Source organism: Kribbella sp. HUAS MG21 (genome assembly GCF_040254265.1).
Classification (GTDB): domain Bacteria; phylum Actinomycetota; class Actinomycetes; order Propionibacteriales; family Kribbellaceae; genus Kribbella.
Genome location: NZ_CP158165.1, coordinates 1,994,259 through 2,011,834, shown reverse-complemented (window position 1 = coordinate 2,011,834; position 17,576 = coordinate 1,994,259). Strand labels below are relative to the sequence as shown.

Below are 17,576 nucleotides of genomic sequence, written 5' to 3'. Positions count from 1 at the left end.
CCCCGTGCACGTTAGCGGCCCGATGCCGGTTTTGTGACCCACCGCAATCAAAAAGTTCTCAGAGGTGCGGTGCGACCGGGCCGTCGACGGTACGGCGGTAGTTCGCGAACTCGCTCGGGTGGGCGCGGTAGCAGCCGGTCAGGTACGGCATCCGCAGCGGCTCCGGGGGCCGGGCGGTGTGGTCGTAGATCAGGTCGATCTGGTCCAGGACCTGCTCGCGCCGGGTCTCCTTGAGGATCGCGACGGCCGAGTGCGACTGCGCCAGCTGCCGCAGGCCGTTGCGGTCCAGGTCGTGCCAGTGCCGGAACCGGGCCTGCTCGATCATCGTGAACAGGTTCGACTCCTCGAGCACCGGCACCGGCTCGAATCGGTCGCTGCCGCCGAAACCGTCGCCCTGCACCACCTGGAAGATCCGGCGCACCCAGGGCACCACGGTGTCGGCGTTGTTCCAGAGCAGGCCGAGGACGCCGTTCGGGCGCAGCACCCTGGCGATCTCCGGCAGCGCGCGGGCGTGGTCGAACCAGTGGAACGCCTGCCCGACGATCACCGCGTCCACCGACGCGTGCGCGAGCGGGATCGACTCCGCCGCGCCGACCATGGTGTCGAGACCGTGCTGCCGGCGGCAGACCGCGAGCATCTCCGGCGACGGGTCGACCGCGATCACGTGGTGCCCGAGCTCGGCGGCGACCGCGCCGAGCTTGCCGGTGCCGGCGCCCAGGTCGAGCACCTGCAGCCCGCGGCCGGGGCCGAGGATCCAGGTCAGCGCCTCGACCGGGAACGACGGCCGGCCCGCCTCGTACGCGGCCGCGACCGCGCCGAACGACTTCGCCCGCGCGGCGGACGGCCCGTGGTCCGGGGCGGCGCCGGAGTCCCCGGCCGGCTCATTGGTGGTCATCACCGTAAATCATGCCGTAGCGACGAGTGGCAGGCCTGTTATTCGCCGAGTTTCTTCTGTTCGATGTGTGCGTTCAGCGCGGCCAGCTCCGGGTGCGCGTCCAGGATCGCGACCAGCTCGGCGCAGCTGAGCCGGGGCGCGTCGAAGTCCTCGATGAGGGCGTCGAGCAACTTCCAGTCGTCCGCGGTGTCCAAGGTCAGCCGGTACTGCGCTCCACCGCCGGACCACGGCAGGTTCAGCAGCCGCATCTCGCCGGACCGGTTCTGGTGCAGGTACGGCGTGACGTGTTCGCGGTCGGCCTTCAGCGTGGCGTTCGCCTCGGCGTCGTACAGCCGGGCCGCGGAGAAGATCTCGAAGTCCATGCCGCGCGGGTAGGTGCGTTCGAGACAGTTCGAGATGTACAGGTCCGGGTCGTTCTCGGCCCGCCAGCGATCGACGCCCGCGGCAACGATCTCCGGGTCGATCAGCGGGCAGTCGGAGGTGACTCGGACGATCGCGTCCAGCTGGTGCTCGCGGGCGGCCCCCGCGAACCGGCTGAGCACGTCGTCCTCGCTGCCGCGGAACACCGGGATCCCGTCCTCGGCGCACAGCTGGGCGACGAGGTCGTCGTTGAAGTTGGTGGTGGTGGCCACGATCACCGGCAGCCCGGTGCGGCGCAGCCGGTCGAGGTGGTGCTCGAGGTACGAACGGCCGGCGACCGTCAGCAGCACCTTGGCGGGCAGCCGTGTGCTGGTCACGCGGACCTGCGTGACGATGCCGATCTTCACGGGTTCCATCGGAACATCTCCCGGATCTCGGCCGGACCGGCGACGTGGTCGACGCCCAGCTCGATGTCGGTGAACTCACGGGCAACCGCCGCGGGGACGTACGGCTGGTCCATCTCGGGCCACAGCCGCTTGATCCGCGCCTGACCGCCGAACGACGGGTGCTCGTTCTCCAGCACCATGGGATCACCGTAGACCCCCGCCCGCAGTCCGAGCGAGGCGCCGTACAGAACCGCGGAGCTGAGCCGGTTGGAGGCGACCCGCTGGTGCCTGCGGAGTTCGCGCAGCTGCTTGACCAGGAACTTCGCGTCGGTCCGGCGCCAGTGCAGGCCGCGGTAACCGTGGGTGATGACCCGGAAGCCCGCGTCGGCGTACACCTTGCGGATGGCCGGCTTCTCGTACTCGTTCCAGTACAGGCAGACCGTCACCGGCCCGGTCTCGTGCTCGTTGATCGAGGCAACGATGCGGCCGTGGTCGCCGAGGACGTGCTGGCCCTCCCAGCCGTGGAACGGGTAGAAGATGGTGCCCGCGGCCCGTTTCGACGGCGTCGCCAGCTCGGGGTGGGTCTTCAGCAGGTACAGCCAGACCGAGCCGATCACCGAGTAGTTGCGCAGGCCGAGCGCGTGCCCGCGGCGGCGGACGCTGTCGGACCAGACGAACTTCGGCATCCCCGGCGCGAAGTTCGTGCCGTGCGCGAACCCGTCGAGGATGTTCCAGCCGTGCTGCAGGTAACCCCAGATCCGCGGCGGCTTCGGCAGCCCGGCGTACGTCGCCATGATGTTGGCGTGCCCGTAGAAGTGGTTCGCGTGGTGCATCAGCGGCGCACCTTCCCCCGTGCCAGTCTGAGTACTCGCTTGAGCCGGCGGCGGATCACCCGGGCAGGGTTCAGCACGGCGTGGCCGACGCGGTACGGGAGCGAGCGGCGGATGCCGCTGACGGTGCCTTCGAACAGGATCGCCCGGGCGCTCGCGTGCGCGAGCTCGTCGGCGAGCCGGGCGACGGTGGCCAGCTGTTCGGCGCTGCCGCGCGGGCGGACGACCTCGTCGGGGGTGAAATCCTGCGCCGGCACGGTGATTCCGGCCATCGACGCGAGCCGCGCGGTCAACGCGTGCGGGTCGGCGGCCGCGGGCCATGGTTGCCGGAAGCCACTTTCCAGGGTACGGCGGGCGAACCGCGCCAGGTGCTGCACGACGTCCAGCTCCTGCGGCTCCCCGAACAGCCGGTACGACGTCCCGTCCAGGATCACGTTGTCGGGCGACCCCGCACCGCCCGCGCCCAACCAGGCGACGTACTCCGGAATCACCCGCCGAAGCTCCGCCTGGTCGTCGGACCGCAAGGCCGTCAGCAGGTGCTCCTCGAGCAGGACACCTTCGCCTGCCGGCACCACGCCGTCCGGCAGCACCTCGGGCCCGGAAGCGCCGATCACGAAATACCAGGCCGGCGCGAGCTCGACGCCGAGCCCGGCCGCGGCTGCATCGAGCACCACGCGGTACGGGTCCATCAGCACCGGACCCTCGTTGCGCGAGGCAACAGCCCGCGCCGCGACCACGGCCGCGAAACCGTCGACCGAGGTGACCGCGACGTCGGCCTGCACCAGCGAGGGGAAGACCGCGTAGGTTTGCGTGACCTGCAGACCGTCGAGCGCGGCCTGCAACGGTTTCAGCCCGGCGGGCGCCCTGTCGGCGACGTCCCGGCCCCAGTCCTCGTCGCGGGGGAGAGCCGCGGTGATGTCCGGCTGGACCAGGCGCTGGAAGCCGAACGCGTTCTCCGCGCCCAGGAGCAATCGCCCGCCCGGCCGGAGGCGTGCGGTCAGGCGTCCGAGGGCCTCGGTCCACGGCAGCGTCGCGGTGTCGGGGCCGACGAGCCGTTCCACGCCGTCGAGCGCCACGATCACGTCGTACTGCTCGTCACTGGTGAAGCGGTCGAGGGACCCGCAGAAGACCTGGCCCTTGGCGTCGTCCAGCAGCTCGGCGAGCTCCTCGGCATCCGGGGCCGACCGGACGAGCAGGTCGACCGACGACACCTGCGACGCGACGGCAGCGGTCAGGTCGGCGGCGTGAGGGCCGGCCATCAGGACGGAGTCGGCCGGCTGGAGGACGGCAGCAAGGAGCGCTGCGGCTGCGGGTCCGGCGGCCGCGGGGCGGGCGTCGGCCGGGTGCAGATCCGACCAGTTGAGCAACTCCCCGCCGACCAGGTTCGATCGGGTCACATGCATCAAGTTAGCCAACCAGGTGCAGCAGGGTCTCGATCACCCGGTCGACGTCACCGTCGGTGAGATCCGGGAAGAGCGGGAGGGACAGTTGCTCGGCGTAGTACCGCTCGGCGTTCGGGCACAGGCCGCGCCGGTAGCCCTGGTGCGCGAAGACCGGGTGCCAGTACACCGGGATGTAGTTGACCTGGACGCCGATCCCGGCCGCGCGCATCCGCTCGAAGACCTCGCGGCGGCGGCCGTCGAGGACGCGGATCGGGTACAGGTGCCACATCGGGTCGACGCCGTCGCGTTGCACCGGGGTGCGCAGGCCGTCGACCCCGGCGAAGGCGGCGTTGTAACGCGCGGTGATCTCGGTACGGCGGCGCTTGAACTCCGCGAGCCGGCGCAGCTGGGACAGGCCGAGCGCGGCGCCGAGGTCGGTCAGGCGGTAGTTCACGCCGTACTCGTGGACCTCCTGGTGCCACGGGCCCTCGTCGGTGATCTCGAAGCGCGCCGGGTCGCGGACGAGGCCGATGAAGTGGAACTCGTGGGCGCGCTGCGCGATCGCGGGGTCCTTGCAGACGACGGCGCCGCCCTCGCCGGTGGTCAGGTTCTTGGTCGGGAAGAACGACATCGTGGTGACGTCGGCGAGGTCGCCGACAGGCCGGCCGTCCGCCGTGCCGCCGACCGAGTGGGCGGCGTCGGCCAAGGTCTTTGCACCGACCCGATCGGCCAACGGCTGCAAGGCGCCGTAGTCGGCGGCTTGGCCGGCGTAGTCGACCGCCGCGATGACCCTGGACCGGTCAGATACGAGAGCGTCCACAGCCTTCGGGTCGATCAGGCCGGTTTCGTAGTCGATGTCGGCGAAGAGGATCTTCGCGCCCAGCATCGCGGCGCAGGAGGCCGTGGCTACGAAGGTCATCGGGGTGGTGATCACCTCGTCGCCGGGGCCGACACCGAGCGCGGCGTACGCGATGTGCAGGGCGGCCGTGCCCGACGTACAGCTGACCGCGCGGTGGCCGCCGGCGAGGCCGGAGACGGCCTGCTCGAAGGCGGTGACCGTGGGGCCGGTGGTCAGCCAGTCGCCGCGCAGTACGGCGGTGACGGCCTCGATGTCCTCCTCCGAGACCGACTGGCGTCCGTACGGAATCACGTCAGACGTCGCTCTCGAGGATCTTGCGGATCTCCTCGATCGAGTACCACCGGTCGTTGGTGTCGGACGCGTAGTGGAACCCGTCCGGCACCGGCGTCCCGTCGGCGGGCGGCTGGTAGCCCCAGGTGGCGAGGTCGGGCTGCAGCACGAACCGGTTGCCGAGCACCAGCGCGCGGCGGCCTTCCTCCGGGCTGATCATCTCCTCGTGCAGCTTCTCGCCGGGGCGCAGCCCGACGTCGTGCATCCGCGCGCCGGGGGCGATCGCCTCGGCCAGGTCGGTGACCTTCATCGACGGGATCCGCGGCACGTACAGCTCGCCGCCCGTCATCAGGTCGAAGGAGTCGACGACGAACTGCACCGCCTCCGGCAGCGTGATCAGGAACCGGGTGCAGCGCAGGTCGGTGATCGGCAGCGACTGGCCGGCCGCGTGCAGCGCGCGGAACTTCGGGATGATCGAGCCCCGGCTGCCCATCACGTTGCCGTACCGCACGACGCTGAACCGGGTGTCGTACGCCGCCGCGTAGTGGTTGCCGTTGATGAACAGCTTGTCCGCGGTCAGCTTGGTGGCGCCGTACAGGTTGATCGGGCTGGACGCCTTGTCGGTGGACAGCGCGACCACTCGCTGGACACCGCTGTCGATCGCCGCCTCGATCACGTTCTGCGACCCGACCACGTTGGTCTGCACGAACTCCCACGGGTTGTACTCACCGCTGTCGACCTGCTTCAGCGCGGCCGCGTGCACGACGAAGTCGACCTTGTGCATCGCCCGGTTCAGCCGGGCCCGGTCGCGGATGTCGCCGATGAAGAACCGCAGCCGCGGGTCGTCGCCGAACGACTGCCGGACCTCCCACTGCTTCAGCTCGTCGCGGCTGAACACGATGATCCGCCGCGGCTCCAGGTGCGCCAGCACGTGCCGTACGAACGACCGCCCGAACGACCCGGTACCGCCGGTGACCAGGATGTCGGAGCCGGTGAGGATTGACACGCGAGCGGGACCCTTCTGACGGACAGTTCCGAACTACGCACACGCGGTGCGGCCTCGAAACAATAGCTGCCCGCTGAGCGACCCTCTCAATCCACTGTCTCAGCCAACCGTGTTCAAACGTACGTTAGTGTCCCGCAAGCGGCGTAGCTTGACGCTATCGGCGCCCAGGCACGCACCTCGCGGCACTTGGCCAGCGCCCACGATGCTCCGCATCGAGGCCACTGACCAAGCACCCCGATGCACGCACCTGGACACCGCTATCGTTCAAGCTACGCCGCTTGCGGGACACTAGGCCCCGTGAAACGCGTCGGGGTGCGATGTGATGTGGGGCCGGCCCGGGGCGTCGGTCACGTGATGCGGTGCCTGGCGCTCGCCGAGGAGGTACGGCGCCGCGACGTGGAGCTGGTGTTCGTGTGCGACGCGCACACCGTGCCGTGGGCCGCGCAGCAGATCGCGGCGCGCGGGATCGCCGTACGGCCGGCCGTCTGGGAACCCGCCGAGCACATCGAGCTCTTCGGTGAACTCGGGCTGGACGCGGTCGTGTTCGACTCGTACGACCTCGACGCGGCCGTCTACCCGGCCGTCCGGGCGAGCGGGCTGCCGACGCTCGCGATCGTCGACGGCGACTTCCGGGGCGCCGAGGCCGACGTCCTCGTCGACCAGAACCTCGCGGCCGAGCTCGACGACCCGCCGCTGCCGAACGGATCCGTCCGGCTCGCCGGGCTGCCGTACGTGATGATCCGCGACGAGATCCTCGACCACCGTCCCGCGACCCCGCCCGCCGACCGGCACAGCGCCGTACCGAAGATCTTCGCGTTCTTCGGCGGCACTGATGCCTTCGGGGCCGGTCCGTACGTCGCTCGCGCGCTGGCCTCGACCGGTCTGCCCTTCGAGGCGACCGTGGTCGCGCCGGGAGCCGACCTCGCCGCGCGGATCGCCGCCGTCGAACTGCACCCGCAGCAGCGCGTCGAGATCATCGGCCCGACGGATCAGCTCGCGGCGCGCGTCCGCGAGGCCGACCTGACGATCAGCGCCTCGGGTACGTCGACCTGGGAGCTGCTGTGTCTCGGGGCCACGGCCGGGCTCGTGTGTGTGGTCGACAACCAGGTGATGGGGTACGAACGCGCGGTCGGCACCGGCGCCGCGGCCGGGCTCGGTCTGCTGAGTGCGCTGCAGCAGGACGTGGCGTCCGCGGACCAGGTCCTCAAGCGCTTGCTCACCGACCCGGCCGAGCGGGGCCGGCTGGCACGAGCCGGGTGGGACCTGGTCGACGGCTGTGGGCGCGAGCGGGTCGCTGACGCGCTGCTGGCGCTTACCTGAGTTCGTAGATCGTCGCGTCGAGCGTGGCGTGCCGGAGGCGGACGTAGGTGCGCAGCGCCGGTGAGACCTCGCCGGCCCGGTGGTCGGCGTACAGCCAGCGGACCCCGGCGTCGCGCAGCCGCTCGACCGCGGCCGGCGTCGGCGCCCTGAAGACGATGTCGTTGGCGGCGAGCTTCTCGCGGTCCCAGTACGGGATCAGGCTCGGATTGCTGTCGGCGGTGAGGGCGATCCGGTTCGCCTGGTTCGAGTACGACCAGCCCTCGACGAGGACCGGGCGCTCGGACAGCGCGGCGAGCCAGAAGTGCCGGCTGTCGCAGAGGCCGTCGCGTTCGATGATGCAGTGCGCGTTGGTCGCGATCAGGTCGCCCGGCTGGCTGTTGCGCCGCAGCCACCGCGCGGCTCCGGCCTCGGCCGCCGTCGCGCCGCCGCGGAACGGGCGAGCGAAGACCAGGCTCGACGCCTTGTCCGACACGAACGCCTGCAGCGGAACCAGGGCCGCGCCGATCATGCAGGCCGCGACCGCGGCGCCGGCCAGGGCCACGAAGAAGTTGCCGGGCCGCCGCGCCAGCTTCCACACGACGGCCGCCAGCAGCGCGACGACGGCGACCGCGGCGGCCGTCCACAGCCACGGGCCCTTGATCCCCGGCAGGTCGGCGGACCGCGAGCGCGCGACCGCGAACGCCACCAGCCCGAGCACCCCGGCCGCCCCCACGAGCACCACTGCCCGCCGGTCGCCCAGCCGCCCGACCAGGTTCGCCAGCCCGGCGGCCGCGAGGACGGCGATCACCGGGAACGCAGTCCGCAGGAAGTACAGCTGACTGACCCCCGACTGGGTCGTGAGCAGCGTCCCCAGCAGACCCGCGACCGCGACGCCGCCCAGGAACACCGCACCGGTGTCCCGCCACTTCCGGCCCAGGAAGAACAAGCCGGACGCCGCCAGTCCCCAGCTCAGCAGGGTCGTCGCCCCGCTCAGCAGCTGGGCGTGCGGGTTCGAGATCACCAGCTGGTACGGCGCCAGCTGCACGAACGTCTCGAACGGCTTGATCTCCGTCCCCCACGTGCTGCCGCCGAAGATCGCGATCAACGCCGCCACGAACACCGCCAGCGACAGCAGCCCGCCGAGAAAGGCCGGCTGCGTACTCCGCCGCGCCAGCCCCAGCTGCAGGAACGCGAACGCGAACCCGACACCGACCACCGGCAGGATCGTCGACTTCGCCCCGGCCGCGATCAGCGCGAGCAGCACCAGCAGCACCCACCGGCTCCGCGGCCTGCCATCGGCGCGCAACAGATCCACGGCCACCACGCAGAGCGCCAGCACGATCAGGACGCCGAGATTCTGCGTCGGGCTCAGGTACGCCGCCACCGCGGTCGAGATCCCGCCCAACCCGGCGCCGGCCAACGGCTGCACCGCCCCGCCGAGCCCGGCGACGAACACCGCCAGCGGCCCGGCCCAGGTCGCACCCGACTCGGCCGTCGGCGTGATCCTCGTGGCGAGCGCGAACACCAGCCCGCACCCGGCGAGGAACAACGGCAGCCAGCTCAAGGAGTGGATCAGGTCGGTCAGGTCGATCCGCGTCCCCCACTGCGTCGCGGCCGTCGCCTGATGGAAGAACGAGTGGTACTTCATTGGCTCGCCGCCGAGCCACAGCGTCGAGATCGGTACGTCGTACTTCGCGCTGGCGGCCAGCGCCTGCTGGAACGCGAGGTCCGGGTAGGCGCGCAACGGATCGGTGTACGCCGGCAGGAACTGCGCCGGGCCGCGCCGGTAGACGACCAGCAGCACGACCGCGGTCGAGACCGCGAGCAGCCACGCCTGCAGCGGACGGACCGGGCGCTCGACCCGCCGCCAGACCCGCGCCCGGGCGTCGCTGTCCACGAAGGCGATCACCAGGACGACCGGCGCCCAGGCCCACGACCACGCCTGGAGACCGATCGAGGCGCTGGCCAGGTACACCAGCACCTGTCCCGCCGTACCGACCGCGAACCCGGCGGACAGGTCCTCGACCAGGTTGCGCCCGTACCCGCCGACCAGCCGCCAGAGCGCGAACCCCGGCAACAGCACCGCGACCACGGTGAACAGCACGAACCGGATCAGCTCGAAGGGCGTCGCGTGCAGCGCGAGCAGGACGACCGTCAGCAGCGCGACCGCGAGGCCGGCGACCAGACCCGACAGGGAGGGACCCGCGGTCCGCGGCCCCCGCCGCCTCGCTTTCGCGCGCATGTCGTAACAGTAATGTGAAATCCGTCGCGCCACGAACGCGTTACGTCACTCCTTGTGAGGTCTGCGCAGCGTGTGCCTCGACGTACGGCTGGTAACTCCGATGGCTTAAGCTCAGCGGCCTATGAGTTGGTACGACGCGCTCGAGGCCGGTGAGCTGACCGTGCGGCCGTCCGTGGACGCGGCGAAGCGGTTCGGGGTCTCCATCGACCGGATGTCGGTGTCCGCCTCGGCCGGTACGCCGCTCTCGGAGGTGCTGGCCGCGGTCGAGAGGTCGACCGCCGACGTGATCGTGCTGCGCTACCCGGCCCGGGAGGCCACCTGGTTCGCCGCGCTGGCGAGCGGGCCGCGGCAGGCGCTGCTGGCCGACACCGTCGTCTGCTGGGCGCTGCCGGTCGGCAAGGGCCGGCGCCCGGCGCCGCTCGCGGGCTTCGCCGCCCAGATCGAGGACGACGTGGACGACGACCTGGTGGATGACCTGGTCGCGGACGTCTTCGGCGACGCCGGCAACCACTACTGCGCCGACCCCGTGTTCGACCGGGCGCGCGCCCTGGCCGGCCGCCAGGAGTGGGCCCGGCGGCGGATCGCCGCGGCCGGTGCCGTCGTACTGCGGGGTCCGGACCGGCGGGTGCTCGCGCTCGGCGCGATCGACGAGCAGCGCTCCTGGACCGAGATCCAGCTGGCCGGCGTCGTCCCGGCCGAGCAGGGCCGCGGGCGGTACGGTCACCTGCTGGCCGCGATCGAGGACGCGTGTACGACGCGGCGCCTGGTCGTGACGACGCAGGCCCATCAGATCGGGATCCAGCGCATCTGGTCCCGGTACGGCTTCGAGCCGGTGCATAACCTCCTGACGGTGCATCTCGTTGCCGCTACGTAGACCGTTCGCAACCGCGAGGGAGGGCACACGAGAGTGACGCCGCGGTTGAGCGTTGTGGTGCCCTTCTACGGCGTTGGCGACTATCTCGGGGACTGCCTGGGCTCGATCGCCCGGCAGGCCTGGACCGACTTCGAGGCGATCCTGGTCGACGACGGTTCGCCGGACGACAGTGCCGTGATCGCGAAGGAGTTCTGTGCCCGGGACCCGAGGTTCCGGCTGATCCAGCAGGAGAACTCCGGGCCCGGCCCGGCCCGGGACGCGGGGATCCGGGAGGCGACCGGCGAGTACCTGGCCTTCGTCGACGGCGACGACCTGGTCTCGCGGTACGGGTTCGCCGCGCTGGTCCGGACCCTGGACCGGACCGGTTCGGACTTCGCCGGCGGCAACGCGCGCCGGTTCAACAACAGCTTCGGCGTCCGGCCGTCGTGGTTGCACAAGCAGCCGTTCGCCCGCGTCCGGCACGCGACGCACGTCACCGAGTTCCCGGACCTGGTCCTGGACCGGATGCTCTGGAACAAGGTCTACCGCCGCTCGTTCTGGACCGAGTACGGGTACACCTTCCCGCCGATCAGGTACGAGGACTACCCGGTCGCCCTCAAGGCGCACCTGGACGCGGTCACCGTCGACACCATCCCGCAGGCCGTCTACTACTGGCGCGAGCGGGAGTCCGGCGAGTCGATCACCCAGCAGAAGTTCCAGCTCGGCAACATCCGCGACCGGGTGACCTCGGCCGGGATGGTCGTCGACCTGGTCGAGGACGCCGTACCGGTGGTGCGCCGGCGGGTGCACGCGCACCTCGCGCAGATCGACGTACTGACCCTGATGTCCGCCTTCGGCACCGTGCCGCCCGACGACGAGCAGGCGCTGGTCGACCTGTCCCGCGAGCTCGTCGACCGGCTCGACGAGGACGTCCTCGCGGCCACGCACCGGTACGACCGGATCCAGCACGCCGCGCTCCGGGCCGGCGACGTCGACCTGCTCCGGCGGCTCGCGGTCTTCCGGAACTCCGGCGGGCTCCGCGGCGGCGCGCGGGCGGTGGCGCGGCCGCGCCGGTCGAAGCAGCTCGACTACAACTACCCGGGCCGCGGCGAGTCCGCCGTACCGCGGGAGCTGTACCGGCTGCGCGACCAGGATCTGACGCTGGCGACGAGTGTGCGCGAGGTCCGCTGGGTCGACGGCAAGCTGTCGGTCAAGGGCACCGCGGAGATCCGCCACCTGGAGACCGGCCGTACGTCGACCCTCGACATCGCGCTGGCCGTCGGCGAGACGTCGTACCCGCTGGAGGTCCGGCGGTACGACGCGCTGGACCTGCACGGGGACAAGACGCTGGTCGGGTTCGAGGTGCTGCTGGACCGGGAAGTGCTGGCCGAGTGCACGGGTGCTCCGGCGCACTTCGAGGTCCGGATGCGGTCGGGGCGGCGGGAGCGCAAGGGCATGCTCGGCGGTCAAGGCCCGGGCAGTCCCGGGTGGCCGCCCGGCGCGTGGATCGACGAGACGAACTGGATCCAGCCGGGGCCGGGCAAGTACGGCTGGTTCTCGCTGCGGCGGCTGACGGATCCGTGCCGGCTGACCGCGGTCGAGCGCACGGCCGACGAGTTGGTGCTGCACGGGCGGGCGTCGTTCGACGAGCCGGAGCTGTACCTCAGCCGCCCGGTGGTCGGCGGCGAGGAAGAGGTGCCGCTGGAGGTCGACGGGCGGGACTTCACCGCGCGGCTGCCGATCCAGGACGTCCTCGACGCCGCGAACCACGACGATCCGTTCGGCCAGCGGACGACCCGGGTGTTCCGGGTCCGCGGGCCCGAGCGGCAGCAGCGGGTGCTGTTGTGGACGGCGGGCGACGCCGCGGTCTCGCAGGTCAAGGACGGTCGCGTGGTCACGCTGACCCGGTCGACCGGCGGCTACGTGAACCTGCACGAGTCGCCGATCCGGACGACCGCTGTCGATGTTGTCGCTGATGGCAATCAGCTGGTGGTGCGCGGGTGGGCGGGCCGCGACGTCAGCTTCAGCTGGCGGCGGTACCTGGCCGATTCCGACGAGCACCTCGACGTCCCGTGCAGCCGGGTCGAGACCGCTGACGGCTGGTCGGCCGCCGCTGACCTGGACGCGTTGGTCCCGGCGAGCGCCGTGCGGGTCTCGGTCGATCCGCTGGCCGCGCTGGCCGACTGGATCCTGTTCGCCACCTCCAGAGACGGTACGGCGCACGCCGTACAGTGCGAGCCGTTCCTGTGCAGCCGGTTGCCCTTGGCAATCACTCGCGGGTCGCACGCGCTCGCGGTCCGACCCCATGCCGGCACTCTGCACGTCGAGGTGCGCTGAATTGCATCATCACAACCACTACTACGGTCAGGCGCACATCCTCTCGCGGTACGCCGGGTTCGACTTCGACCACCCGCCGCGGCTGCGCGGGTACCTGCAGCACGGCTGGAACATCGGCTGCGGCTGGAACCCGGTGCACGAGTTCTACGACGGCGCCTGGCGCTTCACCTGGAGCGACGCGCCGAAGCGCCGCGGGCACGCGCTCGGGCGGCGGAACTACCACAGCATCGGGGCGCCGTTCCTGTACCTGATGGAGCTCGAGCCGGAGCCCGAGGAGCCGGTCGAGCGCGAGGGCACGCTGTGGTTCCTCTTCCACGGGTGGGAAGGCGGCAAGATCCACGGCGACCACCAGCGGCTGATCGACGAGATCCGCGAGACCGAGCCCGGTCCGGTGACGTTCAGCCTGTACTACACGGAGTACGACCGGCCCGAGGTGCGCGGGTTCTACGAGGACGCCGGGTTCCGGGTGGTGTCGTTCGGGCGCCGCGGGTTCTCGTACGAGGGGACCGACCGGCGGTTCCTGTTCAAGCAGCTGGCCGAGCTGCGCAAGCACAAGCGGGTCGCCGCGAACCGGCTGTCGACCGCGATCTTCTACGGCGTCGCGGCCGGCTGCGAGCCGGCGGTGTACGGCGACCCGATGGAGATGGACGGCGAGAACCCGTTGTTCGGCGGCCAGAGCCGGATCGAGCGGCTGTGGCCGGAGATGCTCGGCAAGACCGTCGACCTGGACGCCGCGCGCGCGACCACCGACCTGGAACTCGGCAAGCCCTGGATGATGCCCGCCGCGGAACTGCGGTCCCTGTTCGATTGGAGAGAGCGTGTTTAAGAGGACATCTGAGACCCCTGCGCCTACTGCGCAGCGCTCGGCGGGCACCTCGCCGCACTGGAGGAAAGGCCACGATGAAACCACATCGAGGCCTTCCCTCCAGCACGGCGAGGCACTCCGCCGAGCGCTTGCTCGCGACGGCGCAGGGGTCTCAGATGTCCTCTAAGGTTCAGGTGGTCCGCGGTGAGATGCAGCCGTGGACCGATCACACGGCGGCTCGGCCGGCGCTCGCGGCGCTGCTGAGCGACGTCGCACCCGCGAACCGGCGGACGCTGATCCTCGGACCGCACGCGCCGCAGCTGATCGAGGCGGTGCTCGCGCATTCGTCGGACGTGACGATGCTGGTGCGCTCGGTCTCCGACGCGCACCAGCTGGGTCAGGACTTCGGTCCGTGCCTGCAGGTGATCGCGGGCGCGCTCGACGGCCTGCGGTCCGAGCCGTACGACGTGATCGTCGCGTCGGACGGGCTGGACCGGGTGCTCGGGTACGACAGCGCGGACCTGTCGTGGAGCGAACGGCTCGCCGCGGTGTCGGCGCTGGCGGCTCCGGACGCGGTCGTCGTACTCGGCCTGGAGAACGAGTTCTCGCTGCTGAACCTGCTCGACAGCCGCCCCACCCACGAACGCCACGGCGACGACGAGTGGCGCCCCCTCCACGACGACCCCACGCGGCCCGTCTCGGTCGACCAACTCAAGTCCGCCCTCCCGTGGCCCGCCGAGGTGTACGCCGACTTCGGCTCCCGCACCTACATCCGCACCGACGTAGCCGCAGCCGCCCGCCCCGGCGAACTCCCGACCCGCCTGGCATCCGGCGCCCTGGAGTCGGTCGACGTACCTCTCCTGTCGCCCGCAGCCGAGGGCGTAGACACCGCCTCCCGCGCAGGCCTCCTCCCCTCCATCCCCACCGGCTGGCTCGCCATCGCCGGCGCCCGCCCCACCCACGACATCTACACCCAAACAGCCCACACCATCTTCACCGCCGACGAAAACCTCACCGGTTGGTCCGTCGGCTTGCCGGAGAACGCACCGCAGGAGGCCGACAGCACGGCCGGCTCTGTGTCTTTCGACTCCGCGGTCGTCCCCAGGGCCGTTCCGCGCGGGGTTTCTGTGGAGAGTGTGCTGTTTCGGCTGGCTGCTGCTGAGGATGTGCCGGGGTTCCGGAAGTTGGCGGCGGAGTTGGGTGAATGGGTGGCCGACTCGCGGGTGATTGTCCGATGGGATGATGTGGTTTACGACGGTGAGTCGTTTGCTTATGGGGTGTCCGGGTGGGTGGCTGCGGAGACTGTTGAGAAGCAGGATCTGTTGGCGGCTGCCTGGGTGCGGTTCCATGAGCGGCTGGTCGGGCAGCACCGGCGGCACCCGTGGCCGCCGTGGATGGTGGGGGACGATCTGGTCTCGGCCTGGCTCGGGATGTCGGGGATCGAGCCGCCGGAGCAGACCCAGGCGACCGGGCCCGACACCATCCCCGCGAGCACCGCGCAAGTTGCCCGAGGCAAGGAGCTTGCCGCCGCGTTGGACGCCGTACTGCGGACCAACCCGACAGTCGACGTCCGCACCGTTCTGGCCGAAGCCGAAGCGGCCAAGCACGAGCTGTTCGAGCTGAAGGGCCACGTCTACGGCCTCGAGCGCACGCTCGGGTTCCGCAACAAGGCGATGAAGACCCGCGAGAACCGCATCCGCGAGCTCCGCGGCCAGCTCCAGCGCCTGACAGCCGCCCACGAGCGCATCCGCGGCTCCCGCACGTACGCCGTCTCACGCGTGATCTTCCACGCCGCCCAGGTCCGCAAGCCCAAGGTCGTCGCCCGCAAGCTCGCGCGCCGGATCCGCAAGAGATGAGCACACCACGCCTCAGCGTGGTAGTGCCGTTCTACAACGTGGGGGCTTACATCGGGGACTGCCTCGACTCGATCGCGCGGCAGACGTTCACCGACTTCGAGGCGATCCTGGTCGACGACGGTTCGCCGGACGACAGCGCCGTGATCGCGAAGGAGTTCTGTGGGCAGGACCCACGGTTCCGTATCGTCGAACAGCAGAACGCCGGTCTCGGCCCGGCACGCAACACCGGCGTCGAGCACGCGACGGGGGAGTACGTCACGTTCGTCGACAGTGACGACCTGGTCACGCGGCACGGCTTCGGCCTGCTGATCAAGGCGCTCGACCGGACCGGCTCGGACTTCGCCGCCGGCAACGCGCGCCGGTTCAACAACAGTTACGGCGTCCGCCCGTCCTGGCTGCACGCGCAGGCGTTCACGGCCGACCGGCTCGCGACGCACATCTCCGAGACACCGCAGCTCGTCCTGGACCGGATGGTGTGGAACAAGGTGTACCGGCGCTCGTTCTGGGACGAGTACGGCTACCGCTTCCCGGCGATCCGCTACGAGGACTACCCGGTGACGCTCAAGGCGCACCTCGACGCGGTCACGGTCGACACGGTCGCGGCCCCCGTGTACTTCTGGCGCGAGCGCGAGTCCGGCGACTCGATCACCCAGCAGAAGTTCCAGCTCGCGAACATCCGCGACCGCGTGGTCTCGGCCGGCATGGTGCTCGACGAGGTCGAGGACGCGCTGCCGGCGATCAGGCACCGGGTGCACGCGCACTTCCGCCAGATCGACCTGCACGCGATCCTCTCGGCGTTCGGCACGGTCCCGCCGGAGGAGGAGCAGCACCTGGTCGAGCTCACCACCGAGCTCCTGGACCGCCTGGACGAGGCCGTGCTGGTGAACTCGCCACGCCTAGCCCAGCTCCAGTTCGCGGCCCTTCGCTCGGGCGACCTCGAGCTCCTGCACAAGGTCGCCCTCGACCCCGAAGCGGCCGAGGAACACCTGCACCGCACGAAGACCGACTTCACCCTCGCCACCAGCGTGCGCGAGGTGACGTGGGTCGACGGCGAGCTGTCCGTCCGCGGCACCGCCGAGCTGCGCCACCTGCAGTCCCGGCCGTCGAGCCTGCGCATCGACCTGGTGATCGCGGGCAAGAACCACCGGCTCCCGGTACGGCGTTACCCGGCGAGCGACCTGCGCGGCGGCACAAGCCTTGTCGGGTTCGAGGTCCGCGTCAGCCGCGAGCTGCTGGCCAAATGTACGGCGGGCCCGTCGCACTTCGACGTACGGCTGCGGTGCGGCGGGATCCGTCGGCGGGACCTGCTGCGTGGTCAGAAGGCGGGCAGTCCCGGCTGGCCGCCCGGGGCGTGGATCGACGACACGAACTGGATCCAGCCCGGTCCGGGGACGAACGGCGCGCTCGCGATCCGGCGGTTGGCGGATCCGTGCCGGTTGACGGCGGTCGAGCAGACGCCCGAGGCGCTCGTGCTGCACGGGCGGTCGGCGTTCGACGAGCCGTCGTTGTTCGTGAGCCGGCCGCTGTCCGGCGGTGAGGAGGAGCTGCCGCTCGAGCTGCGCGGCCGGGACTTCACGGCCCGGCTCCCGATCCGGCCGATCCTCGAGGAGACGAACCCGGACGACCCGTTCAGCCAGCGGACGACGCGCGCGTTCCGGATGCGTGGGCCGGAGGGACGCGAACAGGTGCTGCTGTGGACGGCCGGTGACCGGCTCGTCTCGCACGCGGAACGCGGGCGCGTCGTGATGCTGACCCGCTCGACCGGCGGGTACGTGAACCTGCACGAGTCACCGATCCGGATGACCGCGACCGCAGCCGTTGTCGCAGGCAACATGTTGGTGGTCCGCGGACCCGACTGGGGCGAGGTCGACTTCAGCTGGCGACGGTACCTGCCCGACTCCGACGACCACGTGGACGTCGCGTGCCGCCGTACCGTCTCCGACGACGGCTGGGCCGCTGTGGTGGACATGGCGGCGTTGGACCCGGCGGAGTGGATCCTGTTCGCCACGGCGCCCGACGGTACGGCGCATGCGGTCCAGTGCGAGCCGTTCCTGTCGAGCCGCCTGCCGCTCACCATCCAGCGCGGTCCACACACCCTCGCCGTACGCCCCCTCGCCGGCACCCTCCACCTCGAAATCACCTAACCCCCGGCCCCACCCCGCGCGCACCCGCGCGCACCCGCGCGCACCCGCGCGC

General features: G+C 71.0%; 13 protein-coding genes. 6 read left to right on the top strand and 7 right to left on the bottom strand.

The genetic code is table 11. The features are described from left to right. Positions 1–58: 58 nt before the first annotated feature. The 6 genes from ABN611_RS09525 to pseB are packed head-to-tail and all read right to left on the bottom strand — an operon-like array spanning position 59 to position 5,988. Positions 59–895, bottom strand: a complete 837-nt coding sequence (locus ABN611_RS09525) for a class I SAM-dependent methyltransferase (RefSeq protein WP_350279449.1) — start codon at positions 893–895, stop codon at positions 59–61. Between the two features lie 38 nt (positions 896–933). After that, a complete protein-coding gene (locus ABN611_RS09520; RefSeq protein WP_350279448.1) occupies positions 934–1,671 on the bottom strand; it encodes a glycosyltransferase family protein in 738 nt (245 codons plus the stop codon). Beyond that, a complete protein-coding gene (locus ABN611_RS09515; protein WP_350279447.1) occupies positions 1,659–2,474 on the bottom strand; it encodes a hypothetical protein in 816 nt (271 codons plus the stop codon). The genes ABN611_RS09520 and ABN611_RS09515 overlap by 13 nt, the downstream gene beginning before the upstream one ends. Further along, positions 2,474–3,868: a hypothetical protein gene (locus ABN611_RS09510; RefSeq protein ID WP_350279446.1), complete on the bottom strand. Its 1,395-nt coding sequence runs from the start codon at positions 3,866–3,868 to the stop codon at positions 2,474–2,476. The genes ABN611_RS09515 and ABN611_RS09510 overlap by 1 nt, the downstream gene beginning before the upstream one ends. Positions 3,869–3,878: 10 nt before the next feature. Further along, positions 3,879–5,003 (bottom strand): aminotransferase class V-fold PLP-dependent enzyme, encoded by a 1,125-nt coding sequence (locus ABN611_RS09505; protein WP_350279445.1) that lies wholly within the window; start codon positions 5,001–5,003, stop codon positions 3,879–3,881. 1 nt (position 5,004) lies between these two features. Further along, on the bottom strand, positions 5,005–5,988 hold the full coding sequence (gene pseB / locus ABN611_RS09500; RefSeq protein WP_350279444.1) for a UDP-N-acetylglucosamine 4,6-dehydratase (inverting): 984 nt from the start codon (positions 5,986–5,988) through the stop codon (positions 5,005–5,007). A gap of 297 nt (positions 5,989–6,285) precedes the next feature. Between pseB and ABN611_RS09495 the strand changes: the two genes are divergently transcribed. Then, positions 6,286–7,308 carry a spore coat protein gene (locus ABN611_RS09495; protein ID WP_350279443.1) on the top strand — a complete coding sequence of 341 codons (1,023 nt, stop codon included), beginning with the start codon at positions 6,286–6,288 and terminating at the stop codon, positions 7,306–7,308. On the opposite strand, the gene ABN611_RS09490 is transcribed toward ABN611_RS09495, so the two are convergent. Then, positions 7,301–9,529 carry a hypothetical protein gene (locus ABN611_RS09490; RefSeq protein ID WP_350279442.1) on the bottom strand — a complete coding sequence of 743 codons (2,229 nt, stop codon included), beginning with the start codon at positions 9,527–9,529 and terminating at the stop codon, positions 7,301–7,303. The genes ABN611_RS09495 and ABN611_RS09490 overlap by 8 nt on opposite strands. 121 nt (positions 9,530–9,650) lie before the next feature. On the opposite strand from ABN611_RS09490, the gene ABN611_RS09485 reads away from it, so the two are divergent. The 5 genes from ABN611_RS09485 to ABN611_RS09465 all read left to right on the top strand — a co-directional run bounded on the left by ABN611_RS09485 (position 9,651) and on the right by ABN611_RS09465 (position 17,524). Next, complete coding sequence (locus ABN611_RS09485) at positions 9,651–10,403, top strand: N-acetyltransferase (protein WP_350279441.1); 753 nt, start codon at positions 9,651–9,653, stop codon at positions 10,401–10,403. A 54-nt stretch (positions 10,404–10,457) separates the two neighbouring features. Continuing rightward, entirely contained in the window at positions 10,458–12,719 is a 2,262-nt protein-coding gene (locus tag ABN611_RS09480; RefSeq protein ID WP_350281616.1) for a glycosyltransferase family 2 protein, read from the top strand. Between the two features lies 1 nt (position 12,720). Next, on the top strand, positions 12,721–13,545 hold the full coding sequence (locus tag ABN611_RS09475) for a hypothetical protein (protein WP_350279440.1): 825 nt from the start codon (positions 12,721–12,723) through the stop codon (positions 13,543–13,545). Positions 13,546–13,700: 155 nt separating this feature from the next. Continuing rightward, complete coding sequence (locus ABN611_RS09470) at positions 13,701–15,380, top strand: hypothetical protein (protein WP_350279439.1); 1,680 nt, start codon at positions 13,701–13,703, stop codon at positions 15,378–15,380. Beyond that, positions 15,377–17,524: a glycosyltransferase gene (locus ABN611_RS09465; protein WP_350279438.1), complete on the top strand. Its 2,148-nt coding sequence runs from the start codon at positions 15,377–15,379 to the stop codon at positions 17,522–17,524. Before ABN611_RS09470 ends, ABN611_RS09465 begins: the two co-directional genes overlap by 4 nt. Positions 17,525–17,576: the final 52 nt, after the last annotated feature.